The sequence below is a fragment of the Bradyrhizobium sp. Leo114 genome (assembly GCF_055229415.2).
The window spans coordinates 50,267-62,248 of sequence record NZ_JBUYEN020000018.1 but is presented as its reverse complement, the minus strand read 5'-3'; the positions used below and the strand labels follow the sequence as shown (position 1 = coordinate 62,248).

Here is an 11,982-nt window from a genome sequence, read left to right as displayed (position 1 = left end):
AGATGACATTATCCAGTTACGACGCGGTAATCGAGGACTCTGGGCGGGAGGCGCGCTCCCGCGAACAACGGGCCCTGAGCCACGGGATCGATCTGCTGAGGCGTCTGCAAGGCGGCGATCTTGCACCCCCGGAGGATGCCGAGGCGCTGTTGTTCATTCGAAGGCTCTGGGCGTTCTTCGTGGAGGACCTTTCGAGCGCCCGCAATGGGCTTCCGGAAAAGTTGCGCGCCGAGCTTATCTCGATCGGCCTGTGGATCATCAGGGAAGCAGATAGAATTCGGCAGGAAGAATCCTGCGACGTCGCGGAGCTTGTCGAGATCAACGTCATTATTCGAGACGCGCTCGCATGAAGAAGCCGATCTGTATTTCGCTGCGCGGCGGCGAGCGGATCTATATCAATGGCGCGGTGTTGAGGGTCGATCGCAAGGTGACCCTTGAGCTGATCAATGACGTGACTTTTCTGCTCGAGAGCCAGGTCATGCAGGTCACGGACGCGACGACACCGTTGCGCCAGCTCTATTTCGTCGTCCAGCTCATGCTCATGAGCCCGCACGACGTCGAAGAGGCGAAAGCGGTCTATCGGCTGCAGCGGTCCGGGCTGCTCGCAGCCACCGAAAACACAGAGATCCTGGACGGCCTGGAGCAGATCGAGAAGCTGGTCGAATCGAAACGATACTATGAGGCTTTGCGCAGGATTCGCGCTCTGTTCGAGATCGAACAGCTGATCCTGGCTGGCGGCGACCTGCCACGGCCCGTCGAAATCGCGTAAGACATCAGGAGGACGACATGAACGTTGACGGCGTGGGTTCTGCAAACTCGGCGGCGAACAAGAAATCGGAATCTTCGTCCGCGCCGGCGACGGTGGATTACAATCAGTTCTTGCAGCTACTGGTCGCGCAGTTGAAGAACCAGGACCCGACCAGTCCGACGGACACGTCGCAGTACGTGGGTCAGTTGGCGCAGCTATCCGCCACCGAACAGGCGATACAGACGAATGCCAAGCTCGACACGCTGCTTTCCTCCAGCGCATTGGCCCAGGCCGAAAGCCTGGTCGGGCGCACGGTGTCATTCACCAGCTCCGAAGGCGAGGCTATCAAAGGCAAGATCATGTCTGTGCGAATCATCCAGGGCGGAGCCGTTGCGACACTCGAGAACGGTGTCGACGTGCAGCTTGGGCCGGGCCTGACGATCAGCTAAACGATGAACGAACGCGACGCTCTCGACATCGTCCAGCAGGCGATCTGGACCATCATCGTGGTCTCTGGCCCCGCGGTCGGGGCCGCGATGATCGTCGGTATCCTGATTGCTCTGCTGCAGGCACTGACCCAAGTGCAAGAGATGACGTTGACCTTTATCCCCAAGATGGTGGTCATGCTGATCGTGGTCGCCGTCTCCGGCTCGTTCATCGGCGCGCACATTTACGCCTTTACCGAACTGCTCTACTCGCGGATCGAGCACGGATTCTGAAGCGGGACGCTGCGGCCAACACCTTCGCGCAAGCTAGGCGCTGCAAGGTGCCGATATGATGGTGTCCCAGGAATCTCCATGGCCCAAGCACTAAGCCCAGCTCTGCCGAGCGAGCGTCGGATGGGTGCCGACGTTGCTTTTGCGGTCGGCATCGTCGCCATCCTGACGATGCTGGTCCTGCCGGTTCCATCGGTCCTGATCGATGTCGGTCTCGCCTTCTCGATCGCGCTTTCGGCGCTGATCCTGATGGTGGCGCTGTGGATTCAGCGCCCGCTGGATTTTTCGGCCTTCCCGACGGTGCTCCTGATTGCGACCATTCTTCGCCTCGCGCTGAACGTAGCGACGACCCGGGTGATCCTGTCGCGCGGGGCCGAGGGAGAGCACGCGGCCGGCTATGTGGTGGCCGGTTTCTCGAAGTTCGTGATGGGCGGCGACTTTGTCATCGGGCTGATCATTTTCGCTATTCTTGTCACGGTCAATTTCGTCGTCATCACCAAGGGCGCCACGCGTATCGCGGAGGTCGGCGCGCGCTTCACGCTCGATGCGATCCCGGGCAAGCAAATGGCGATCGATGCGGATCTGTCCGCGGGGCTGATCGACGACAAGGAGGCGCAGCGTCGGCGCAGGGAGCTGGAGGAGGAAAGCGCCTTCTTCGGCGCAATGGACGGCGCTTCGAAATTCGTGCGCGGGGATGCCATCGCCGGGCTGATCATCACCGCGATCAACATATTCGGCGGCATCGTCATCGGCGTGGTCCATCACGGCCTCCCGCTGGCGCGGGCAGCAGATATCTTCACCAAGCTTTCCGTCGGTGACGGTCTGGTCTCGCAGGTCCCGGCACTGATCGTCTCCCTTTCGGCTGGCCTGCTCGTTTCAAAGGGCGGCACAAGGGGATCGGCGGAACAGACGGTGCTCAGGCAGCTCGGCGGCTATCCGCGCGCGCAGTCGGTGGCCGCGCTGATGATGTTCGTTCTGGGAATGCTGCCGGGCCTGCCACTGCTGCCCTTTGCTTTCCTGGGCGGCGTGATGGCATTCATGAGTTACGCGCTTCCCCGCCGGCAGGCGGCGAGACGGCAGCAGGAGGAGGTGCTTGCAGCGCAGGAGCGCGAACGATCGCAGGCCGACTCGAAAGAATCGATCAAGGAATATCTGAAGACAGCGGACGTCGAGCTCTGCGTAGGCAGCCAGCTTGCGGTTCAAATGCTGCATGCGCACGGGGAACTTTCGCATCGCGTCAGCAAGATACGGCGCCGCTTTGCGACCCAATACGGGTTTGTGATTCCCGAAATCAAATTGACGGACGACATGTCCGTCGGGCCGAAGAGCTACCGCATCAAGATACACGGCACTATCGTGGCGCAGCATGAGCTTCGCATCGGCGAGGTTCTGGTGCTCTTCGATGGTGTTCGCAAGCCGGACGTGCCGGGCGACGAGACGGCGGAGCCGGCCTTCGGCATGAAGGCGATGTGGATACCCGAGACGTTCCTCGAAGAGGTCAGACGGGATGGCTTCAAGGTTGCGGACAACATTTCCGTCCTTCTCACCCATTTGAGCGAAATCATCCGTGGCAATCTGGCGCAGCTTCTTTCCTACAAGGACATGCGGGCCCTGCTGGATCGGCTCGACCCCGAGTACAAGCGGCTCATTGAGGATATCTGCCCGTCGCAAATCTCCTATTCGGGCCTGCAGGCGGTCCTCAAGCTGCTGCTTGCTGAGCGCATCTCGATCAGGAACCTGCATCTGATTCTCGAAGCCGTTGCGGAAATCGCGCCTTTCATCCGCCGCGCCGAACCTATCGCGGAGCACGTTCGCATGCGCATCGCGCAGCAGATCTGCGGTGACTTCGCCGACAACGGGGTGCTCAAAGTGCTGCGGCTCGGAAATCGCTGGGATCTCGCATTCCATCAAAGCCTCAAACGCGATGCCAAGGGCGAGATCGTGGAATTCGACGCCGATCCTCGCCTGGTCGAGCAGTTCGCGGCGGACGTTACGACGGCGGTTCGAAAGGCAATGGGGCAGGGCGAAAGCGTCGTGCTCGTCGCGCCCCCGGAAGTTCGTCCATATGTTCGCATGATCACGGAGCGGGTGTTCCCGACCCTGCCGGTGTTGTCGCACGTCGAGATCGCGCGCGGTGTCGAGGTGAAGTCGCTCGGAGCAATTTCTTGATCGCGAGCGCATCAGGCTCCGTGCTGGCCACATTTCTGATCTTCTGCCGGGTCGGCACATGCTTGATGATCGCGCCGGGATTTTCGCGTTCCAACATTCCGGTGCAGGTCCGGCTGTTCATGGCCATCAACGTCACGCTGATGTTGGCGCCCTTGCTGGAGGCGAGCGTACGCCCTGTCGTGGAGACAGCCGCGATGGCGGCCATCGTCCGTGCGATCATGTCGGAGTTGGTGATCGGCCTCCTGATCGGCCTGACCGCCGCGGTGTTCTTTTTCGCCCTGGAAACAATGGTGACGATGGCCGCATCCGCGATTGGGCTCAGCGGAATACCCGGAACGTTGGAAGACGGTCAACAGATGCCGGCCCTCGTGCCATTCATCACATTGCCGGCGATCGTCCTGTTCTTCATGACCGGTCAACATTGGGAGCTGCTCCGCGGTCTCATTAACTCCTATCGAATCTGGACGCCGGCGGTCGGCATCAGCGGCGAGACCGGGCTCTCCGAGCTCACCGATCATCTTTCACAAGCGTTCGTCCTGGCACTCAGGGTGGCCAGCCCGTTCATCGTTTACGGCGTCATTGTCAACCTCGCGCTCGGGCTCGCCAACAAGCTGACGCCAAGCATTCCCGTCTATTTTATTTCGCTGCCTTTCGTGGTCTTCGGCGGCCTCATGCTGGTCTATCTGACCAGTCGTGAACTCGTGCTGCAGTTCACAATCGCATTTTCATCGTGGCTGGCCGGTTGATCGACGCATGAAATCAAGAGATCGGAAAATCCGTCGCATCGCCGCCGTCCAGGCGAAGATGCACCGTCTTGCGCAATGGGAACTCATAGAGTGCCAGGCGAAGGAGCAGGAACTGCAGGAGCGGCAGCGTCGGATCATCGAGGGGTTCAACGAGGCGATCGGAGTGACGCCGTTGGCGGCGCAAAACGCGGGTCAGAATCTGAGGACCGCGAGCGTTGAACAAGGAGTGGTGGCTAAGGCGAAGGAGCGTATCACCTCGCACGCGATGACCGAGGCCCGCAAACTGAAGCAGGTGCTCCGAATGGCTGAAACGGTCGCGCGGCAGGCATTTCGACAGCGGGAGCAGCGCGTCCTTGAGGAAGTAACTGAAACAGCGGCGAAACGGCCGGCCGAGAAAATGCAGGCCAATGAAACCAGTTTGGATCGCTAGAGCATGATCCGGAAAAGTGGAAACCGGTTTTCCCTCGCGACAAACGCGAAGCGTTTGCGTGGGAGGATCATGCTCAAACAAAGAGATGAGGTCATGATCCGATTCCCTTTAATCGGATCATGATCAAGGAGAGGCACAGCATGACGGTCAGCCCCGTACCGGATCTTATCCTGGATGTGATGGAGGCCGCAGATCCGGTCTCCCAGCGCATGGCCACTGGCAAGCTTGAGCGCGCCTCGTCCGCAGGCGAAGACTTCGCCGCGGCGATGGACCGGAAGATCGAGACAGGTGCGCTGGAACGACCCACGGTGTCTGAGCAAGGCACGAGCGCTTTGCGCGGCGCCGCGATCGACGGCAGCGGGCACGCCACGATCATCAGGAAGGCAGATACCGATCGCGGCGTCTTTCGGAAGTTCGAAGCGTTCGTCCTGCAAACGTTCGTCGAGTCGATGCTGCCGCAGAACGCGAGCGAGATTTTCGGCAAAGGAACCGCCGGCACGATCTGGCGGTCGATGCTGGCTGAACAGATCAGCAATGAGATGGCCAAGGGTGAAGGAATCGGAATTGCCAAGCAGCTCGCGAAATCGCGCTCCGTTGCCAATTCCGCGACTGGTAACGGCTAATTTGCAGCAAGATGAGCGCAACGATGGATCAGAATGACGAGCAGCAACAAACGCTTGAAATCCTCGAGGCACAGGCGACGATTGTTTCCGAGGGAGGCGGTCTGCCGGCGCTGTCACAACAAGCCTTGCCCGAGCTGACGGATGCGCAGGATATCGCGGCTCAATGGCTGGGAACCAACTCGAACGCGTTGAATGCGATCGAGCGGCTCACGGCGACCATTGACGAGGAAACGGACAAACTCGAGAACCGGGCGCAAGTCGATTTTGATTCCTTTAGTCAGCGCAAGAATCGTGGCCTGCTTGAACTGACGAGGGCCATGCGCGTGACACAGGGGATCGAGTTCGACCCTCGTGTGGTCGCGCACCTGACGCGCCTGCGGGCGAGCCTCGTCAGAAATCAGGCCGCACTACAAATGCATCTCGATGCCGTTCGCGAAGTCTCAGCGATCATCGCGAAGTCGATCCAGGAAGTTGAATCGGATGGCACATACTCATTGATGGGGCCGGGCGGATGCAAATAGTCAGGCTGCTCGTGGCCGGCGTCTGGGCCTGCATCGTCACCGTCGGCGCAAGCCTGGCTCTGTCTTACTGGAAGGAAGGACATGCCGCGCCTGCGGCCAAGCAGGACTACGCGGGCGGCCTCGTCTACGAGAAGACGAGGGTGATCAACGTGCCGATGATCGCTGATGGCAGCGTCCAGGGCTACATCGTTGCACAGTTCGTCTTCACGGCGGATTCAACAGTGCTTCGTCAGCTTCCGGTGCCGCCGGAAGCTTTCGTCGTGGACGAGGCATTTCGGAAAATCTATTCCGATGAGAATCTCGACTTCAAGAACCTTTCTCGATTCGATCTCGCCCACTTTTCACGTACGGTCAGAGAGCACGTCAACAAGCGCCTTCAGGCTGACGTCTTGCAGGACGTGCTCGTTCAGGACTTCAATTATGTTCCGAAGGATCAAATTCGTCGTTAGACCGCTTTCGCAAGTCGTCGAGCCGATATCCCATATAGCGCTTTGACTCGATCGGATCGTAGCCGAGGTGGTTGCGGAGCTTCTTGCGAAGCTTGCTCACGTGCCCCTCGATCACGTTTTCGTCGAAGCTCGAGTCGAAAAGACCGTAGGTCGCATTGAAGAGCTGGGTCTTTGTCAGCCACTTTCCCTGGTGCGCGACCAGATGCTCGAGAATGCGCAGCTCGCGACGCGGCAGGGCCAGCGTTCTGCCGCCGATTTCCGGATCCCGGCCGTCAAGAAAAACGCGGATCAGGCTGGTTGGCGTTTCGGCTGATTGACCGACGGTTCGTCGGCGGATGACGGCCGTGCGAACCAGGATCTCGCGAACATGGATCGGAATATGGACGACGTCGTCGACGCCGGCTTCGAACAGCTCGATCGTGTCCCGGAGCTGCTTCAGGTTGTTCAGGGCGATGATCGGCGCGTGAGACTTGTTGCGGATGCTCTTGGGAATGCTCGTTCGATCCGAGCAGTCCCCCAGGATAAACGCCCCGATTGCCATTACGTCATTGCCTACGGCGGATTGTAGCCATTCGCGAAAATCTTTCGATGAGAAGCCGATCGAAACGACGCCTTCGCGATCGAATCCAGCCGCATAGCCCCGTGTAACGGTCTCCCGATCATCGATGACGATGAACATGTGGATGCCCCTGTTTGCCCTAGATAGTTGTTGTGGAGTCGAGCAGGCGTGCTCGCTCCGCTTGGTTACGCAACACCACAGGTACTGACCCGATACAAGTTACTGAGACCGAAGCACGCGCGTCTGGTTTGCTCGAAAGCTTGATCAGGCGCGGGTGATGCCGCCGTTTGAGGCGACGAGGAACGTTGCCGTGGTGGTGATGCTGCCCGGCAATCTTTTTGGGTTCCTCAGCACTGTTCGTGCAATTGCAGTCTGGTCTCGATACAACCGATCGAAATTGCGGCGAGAAGCGAACAGCGTCTTGTTGTTGAAGGTCACATCAAGAATGAACATCAGCTCGCGCACTGTCGAATCGGATCACGTCCATTACGTCGAAGTGGAGTATGATCGTCAAGCAATTGAACTAGGCATTTACTGCGAGACAACTCGTCAGCGAGTAGATGTTGCTTTATTGAAACGCTTACTCAACCCATTTGCTCGGACTACTTGGCAATGTGCTCCTCTAAGTTGAAACAAAGGAGGAGAATTTTTCTGCCAAGAGCGACGATCGTCGTCATGAAACCGTCGTGCAACATATTTGTGTTTCGATGAGGTTATTTTTTCCGCGCGCGCTAGGCGGACTTTTCATCAATTGACATCTCCGCCGTCGTCAAAACGCTGCGAAAACGCTTCGATAAGCATCGATCACTCGTAGCCGTGGAGTTGAAGTGGTGTCGCCAACACGAGATCATCGTGTGGCGCGACGCGAGATCATCGCTCGATGTGATGAACCCTTGATTTTGGTGAGCGTCAAAACGTCGCATAGGTTCGATAGAGGCGCTGCTATTCGTCGTGCGTCGCATCAACAGGCGCGTATCTGACGATCGACATGCAGATCGAGGCGCGAGTGCAGTCCGCGGAAAGTGAAACATGTGGTGCTCGCGTTGCTGTGCGTGGCATGCCCACAATGCGCGCTAGCGGTCACATGGAACTCAATGCGCGCCAGCGGTCATAGGGGCGCCGCGGTGCATGCTATCGGGTCATATGGAACAATGCACGCTTGCGTGCATATCTGGCGAATTGACCGCATCACACGATCAGTCGTGCAGTGGCAACATCAACGCGCGGAAGCAACAATGCCCTTGCTGGTCAATACTTGCCAGCCACCGTTCTCGTTTTTGATTTCCTCGATGCGACCCAGGCTCGGCACCTCCTGGCCCCGAGTAACCTCGATCACACCTGCTGGTCCTTCAAGTATGGCAACGCCCTCATAAGCGCGCCGCACGCGCCAACCCGGGATGATCTCTCGTCGCGCCGTGGTTTGCCGCGGCTGCGCCTGAATGGTGCCAGTGACGTCGGAGGATGAAGCTGCCGCTACGGTTCGTGCAACCTGCGGCTTTGCTTCGACCATGCGTTCGACCTTGGTGGCCGATATCGATTGATCTCTTTCGACGCGCTCGACGCTTTGGACCAGTCGGCCATACCGGTCGCTCGCGGCTCGGTTTGCGGCGTCGAATGCGGTGCGGTTCGCCGCGACATCGCTTGATAGGCTCGCAACGTTGCGGCGCAGTTGCGACATCGCCTCACGGAGGTTGCGAAGCTCGGCATCCGATGCTGCGGTAATCGCAATGGGCCGCAGGACCAGGTAGGCGACGCCGCCTATCGAGATGAGAGAGGAGATCGCGACGATCACTGCAAGAGTGACGAACGGCGCCATCCATGTCCGTGGCTGCGGCTTCTTGACGACGAGCGTGGCGGCCGGGATCGGCGTACGCGCCTTGGGCCTGACAGGCTCAGGCCGCGGCATTGTGCGGGTGCGCTTCATGGTGGCGAGCGCCTCCTGGGCGAGCAGCTCGTCAACCGTAGCTGCGGCCGGACGAGAGGCGGTGGCCTTCGCCTTATTGCCGGGTCGCGGCGGCGATGCGCCGCTCTTGCCGGCATCAGTGGCGGTTGGCTGCGGGGCAGTCGGCGTCGCTTCGGCTGCGGTCTCGTTGGTTGCTGGTTCGGCCATGATTTTGTCGGCGGACAAATCCTGATTTGCTGGATATCAAGCGAACCTTGCGTGAAACCTACGATCCCTCGGGCCAGCGGGAGGCGATGTTGGCGTTGGCAGCGGATCTTCCGCGATCGCAGCGGTCCGCATCCGGAATGCAGCTCCCATGTTGCCGGGAGCTGCGGCTGTTCAACGCTGCTTGCCGAGCAGCGCGATAGACAGCAGCGTGTCCTGATTGATGCCAGTGCCAGACCCTTGCAGGATGGCGAGCGCAGGTGACGTAACCTGGCTGCTGTTGTTCATCACATCGTACATCGCGGTAAACCGCTTCAGCAGCGCTGCAAGTTTCTCCGGATCGGCGAGATCCTTCAGGTTGAGGTGCTTTTCGACGATCTTTGCTTGCTGATCGATGTCCATGCTCCCCATCGCATCCGGCAGATTGTAGGTGGTTCGAAACACCTGCGCGAGAGCCCGGTCGGCGAGGATATCGTATGCGGACGTGATCTGTGCGGACTTTCGTTCGAAATACAGCGCCAGGCGAACACCGGCATTCGCCTCTCCCTGCTGCGCCTCCAACGTTTGCTGGAGATAGTTGTTCTGCGTCTCCAGGAGCTGGTCCCGCCGATGCGGTCCTATGGTCGCGATCCGGGCGATGTTGCCTTCGTTGTCGAAATTGAACGATGCCGCGATCTCGGCAAAGCGGGAGTCGCTGGCGGTGTTTGCGAAGCTCGTGGGATCGCTCAGATCGGAATTGAAGATCTTCTTGAGATAGTCGTCGGTGACCTTCGCAGGATCCAGGCCGTTTGCAACAAGAACGATATCGACCAACTTTCTGTCCGAAAGCAACTCGGAAACGCTCTCGATGCCTGCGATCGTGGTCTGGTAATACTTGGCGTCCTTCTCGGCCTTCTGGCGAAGGCTGTCTTTTTCCGTATCGCTCGCAAATCGCGTTTTTGCGATGATGTAGTCCTTGACGATCTGCGTGACTTCAACCGAGTTCTGCGCCACCAGGGGCGTTGTCAGGTTGCCCTTGCTGTCAAAGTTGAAAGCGTGCGCGAGCTGTATGTATCGGTCGTCTCGGAGGGTATAGGCATAGCTCGTCGGGTCGCTCAGATCGCTGGTGAGCACGGCCTTGATCGTGACCGGCGAGACTTTTTCCGGGTCGAGGCCAACCGCCTTGAGTGCGAAGTTATAGATGTTCGGCGCGGACATGAACTGTTGAACTGACTTTATATTAGAAATATTGGCCTTGAACTGCTTGATCGCGAGGGTTTCATTTTCTTCCTCCGCGTCGAGATATTCGGCCCCCTTGGTGAGGACAAATTTATCGTTGGTGCTCTTCCGGTTCGCGTCGGTCTGAGCGGACCCGCCGGAAGCAAGCGTTCCATCTGCCGAAAACTCGAACGCGCCAGCGAGATCGAAATAGTGGCCGATTGTGGTGAGAGAGTCCTGGTAGCTCGATATGTCTGCCCTGCTTTGCGCCAACCGGTTTGTTTCGGTCGTAATCTTCGCTCTCAAGCCTGGTACATCGGCGCCAGGCTGCGATAGCTGCGACATATACTGCGCAATTTTCGCATTGGCATCGGCGGCAACCGCCTGCGCCTGACCGAGCTTGGCATTGATCGCATCCTTCTGGGGACCCCAAACGGTGTTAACATAACTGTTCGGATCGGATGGATCGCTGCTCAAGACCTTTCGTATCGTGTCGCGCGACCAATTGCTGTCGTCGATGCCGAACGCCTCGAACACATATGTGCGAAGGCGGTCGTCATTCAGCAGCTCATCGACGTTTTTGACGCGGCCGATCACGATGTTGTAGTAGTTCGTGTCTTCGTCGATTGCGTCGACCCGCTTTTGGACCGATGCCGTGTACAAGCCGATCATCTCGTCAGTCTGGTTTGACGATTGCGCAGCGGGCGTATCGGAGCCTGTGAAGGAAAATGCTGACGCAAAATCACGAAAACGCTTGTCGGTCAGTTTGTTGGCGAAGCTGTTCGCGTCGAGGAGATTGCTCTCCAGCACCTTTATCATGAAGGCTTTTGCATAGATCATATCCTCCAGCCCATATGCCTCCATCGCATACCGGTAGAGCCGGTCGTTCTTCAGAAACTCATCGACGGTTTTGATCTTGCCTATGTTTTCTTTGTAGTAGGCGGCGCTTCGTGTCACGTCAGCCTGCTGCGCGACCCGCGTCAGGGATTGCTGGAGGTTGCGCACGACGGAATTGTAGCTGGCGTACGTCGACACCATCGATCCATCCTTTTTGGAAAACTCCCTGATATAATGACCATCTTCCTTGCGTGAAGCTGGCAGGGTTGCCGGAACAAGGCGCTCGCCCAGTATCGGCGGCCTCCGTACCGGGAGATTGAGGCGGCATCCGGCGGAGCCGTTGACGTTCCGCGAAGCCATGTTCCGACGCAGACGTCACCGACAGAGCAGGGCCGTATCGGTGTTGCGCAGGCCGGTCAGTTGCGCTGGGCCGTCCAATAGCCTGCGCAGCGCGCATTGCCGGAATGACCGCTCCAGGTTCCACGACCGTACGGACCGACGAGCCTGCCGGATCCGGAAGCATATTTCTCGTGCACGGTCACAGAAGCGCGGACTGCGCCGGATGGAGCCACGCGTCCCCTGAAATTCACCAGATTGGGGTGAGTGACGATGCCGTTGATGATGTTGACGGAGAAATTGTACGTCGGATCACAGGGACCGTATTGCGTGACGAACAGGAGACTCCAAGGGCCGTCATAGGCAGACCGCGCATCGGCGTTGGTAACGAAGAGCGAGCCCATACCGGCAATTGCGATTGCGAGCAGAAGCCGTTTCATGACATTGCCTCCTAAGGCTACTCGGATAAACAACGTGAACATCCTAAATTGCGGACCATTGGCGGTCGCATCCGTACCGATATGCTGGTGAAGATAGATGTAGG

Annotated in this window: 15 protein-coding genes; 10 read left to right on the top strand and 5 right to left on the bottom strand. The window is 58.7% G+C overall.

Going from position 1 to position 11,982, the window contains the following annotated elements:
- Positions 1 to 2: 2 nt before the first annotated feature.
- The 10 genes from flaF (at position 3) to ACZIRK_RS22445 (ending at position 6,402) form a co-directional block, all read left to right on the top strand.
- Positions 3 to 350 carry a flagellar biosynthesis regulator FlaF gene (gene flaF / locus ACZIRK_RS22490; protein ID WP_130223140.1) on the top strand — a complete coding sequence of 116 codons (348 nt, stop codon included), beginning with the start codon at positions 3 to 5 and terminating at the stop codon, positions 348 to 350.
- 8 nt (positions 351 to 358) lie between these two features.
- Positions 359 to 769 (top strand): flagellar biosynthesis repressor FlbT, encoded by a 411-nt coding sequence (gene flbT / locus ACZIRK_RS22485; RefSeq protein ID WP_463328147.1) that lies wholly within the window; start codon positions 359 to 361, stop codon positions 767 to 769.
- A 17-nt stretch (positions 770 to 786) separates the two neighbouring features.
- Complete coding sequence (flgD, locus tag ACZIRK_RS22480; protein WP_028161588.1) at positions 787 to 1,197, top strand: flagellar hook assembly protein FlgD; 411 nt, start codon at positions 787 to 789, stop codon at positions 1,195 to 1,197.
- A 3-nt stretch (positions 1,198 to 1,200) separates the two neighbouring features.
- Positions 1,201 to 1,467, top strand: coding sequence for a flagellar biosynthesis protein FliQ (gene fliQ / locus ACZIRK_RS22475; protein ID WP_028161589.1), 267 nt, complete (start codon positions 1,201 to 1,203; stop codon positions 1,465 to 1,467).
- A gap of 78 nt (positions 1,468 to 1,545) precedes the next feature.
- Positions 1,546 to 3,633, top strand: coding sequence for a flagellar biosynthesis protein FlhA (gene flhA, locus ACZIRK_RS22470; RefSeq protein WP_463328126.1), 2,088 nt, complete (start codon positions 1,546 to 1,548; stop codon positions 3,631 to 3,633).
- Entirely contained in the window at positions 3,630 to 4,379 is a 750-nt protein-coding gene (gene fliR / locus ACZIRK_RS22465; protein ID WP_130223134.1) for a flagellar biosynthesis protein FliR, read from the top strand. Before flhA ends, fliR begins: the two co-directional genes overlap by 4 nt.
- Positions 4,380 to 4,386: 7 nt before the next feature.
- The gene (locus ACZIRK_RS22460; protein WP_130223132.1) at positions 4,387 to 4,809 is read left to right on the top strand and encodes a hypothetical protein; all 423 of its coding nucleotides are present in this window, start codon (positions 4,387 to 4,389) and stop codon (positions 4,807 to 4,809) included.
- 140 nt (positions 4,810 to 4,949) lie between these two features.
- Entirely contained in the window at positions 4,950 to 5,432 is a 483-nt protein-coding gene (locus ACZIRK_RS22455; RefSeq protein WP_463328125.1) for a rod-binding protein, read from the top strand.
- A gap of 23 nt (positions 5,433 to 5,455) precedes the next feature.
- On the top strand, positions 5,456 to 5,953 hold the full coding sequence (locus ACZIRK_RS22450) for a hypothetical protein (protein ID WP_245474514.1): 498 nt from the start codon (positions 5,456 to 5,458) through the stop codon (positions 5,951 to 5,953).
- Between the two features lie 11 nt (positions 5,954 to 5,964).
- Complete coding sequence (locus ACZIRK_RS22445; protein WP_474418527.1) at positions 5,965 to 6,402, top strand: hypothetical protein; 438 nt, start codon at positions 5,965 to 5,967, stop codon at positions 6,400 to 6,402.
- On the opposite strand, the gene ACZIRK_RS22440 is transcribed toward ACZIRK_RS22445, so the two are convergent.
- From ACZIRK_RS22440 to ACZIRK_RS22420, 5 genes are all read right to left on the bottom strand, one after another.
- A complete protein-coding gene (locus tag ACZIRK_RS22440) occupies positions 6,368 to 7,081 on the bottom strand; it encodes a response regulator transcription factor (RefSeq protein ID WP_130223127.1) in 714 nt (237 codons plus the stop codon). The genes ACZIRK_RS22445 and ACZIRK_RS22440 overlap by 35 nt on opposite strands.
- 144 nt (positions 7,082 to 7,225) lie before the next feature.
- A complete protein-coding gene (locus tag ACZIRK_RS22435; protein ID WP_028161595.1) occupies positions 7,226 to 7,426 on the bottom strand; it encodes a hypothetical protein in 201 nt (66 codons plus the stop codon).
- A gap of 751 nt (positions 7,427 to 8,177) precedes the next feature.
- Positions 8,178 to 9,071 (bottom strand): hypothetical protein, encoded by an 894-nt coding sequence (locus ACZIRK_RS22430; RefSeq protein ID WP_130223125.1) that lies wholly within the window; start codon positions 9,069 to 9,071, stop codon positions 8,178 to 8,180.
- 171 nt (positions 9,072 to 9,242) lie between these two features.
- Positions 9,243 to 11,303 carry a DUF1217 domain-containing protein gene (locus tag ACZIRK_RS22425; RefSeq protein ID WP_130223304.1) on the bottom strand — a complete coding sequence of 687 codons (2,061 nt, stop codon included), beginning with the start codon at positions 11,301 to 11,303 and terminating at the stop codon, positions 9,243 to 9,245.
- A gap of 215 nt (positions 11,304 to 11,518) precedes the next feature.
- The gene (locus tag ACZIRK_RS22420; RefSeq protein WP_028161597.1) at positions 11,519 to 11,878 is read right to left on the bottom strand and encodes a hypothetical protein; all 360 of its coding nucleotides are present in this window, start codon (positions 11,876 to 11,878) and stop codon (positions 11,519 to 11,521) included.
- Positions 11,879 to 11,982 lie beyond the last annotated feature (104 nt).

Coding starts and splice junctions, on each gene's coding strand:
- flaF (WP_130223140.1), top strand. CDS start 3: ATGACATTATCCAGTTACGACGCGGTAATCGAGGACTCTGGGCGGGAG.
- flgD (WP_028161588.1), top strand. CDS start 787: ATGAACGTTGACGGCGTGGGTTCTGCAAACTCGGCGGCGAACAAGAAA.
- fliQ (WP_028161589.1), top strand. CDS start 1,201: ATGAACGAACGCGACGCTCTCGACATCGTCCAGCAGGCGATCTGGACC.
- flhA (WP_463328126.1), top strand. CDS start 1,546: ATGGCCCAAGCACTAAGCCCAGCTCTGCCGAGCGAGCGTCGGATGGGT.
- ACZIRK_RS22460 (WP_130223132.1), top strand. CDS start 4,387: ATGAAATCAAGAGATCGGAAAATCCGTCGCATCGCCGCCGTCCAGGCG.
- ACZIRK_RS22455 (WP_463328125.1), top strand. CDS start 4,950: ATGACGGTCAGCCCCGTACCGGATCTTATCCTGGATGTGATGGAGGCC.
- ACZIRK_RS22450 (WP_245474514.1), top strand. CDS start 5,456: ATGGATCAGAATGACGAGCAGCAACAAACGCTTGAAATCCTCGAGGCA.
- ACZIRK_RS22440 (WP_130223127.1), bottom strand. CDS start 7,081: ATGTTCATCGTCATCGATGATCGGGAGACCGTTACACGGGGCTATGCG.
- ACZIRK_RS22430 (WP_130223125.1), bottom strand. CDS start 9,071: ATGGCCGAACCAGCAACCAACGAGACCGCAGCCGAAGCGACGCCGACT.
- ACZIRK_RS22425 (WP_130223304.1), bottom strand. CDS start 11,303: ATGGTGTCGACGTACGCCAGCTACAATTCCGTCGTGCGCAACCTCCAG.
- ACZIRK_RS22420 (WP_028161597.1), bottom strand. CDS start 11,878: ATGAAACGGCTTCTGCTCGCAATCGCAATTGCCGGTATGGGCTCGCTC.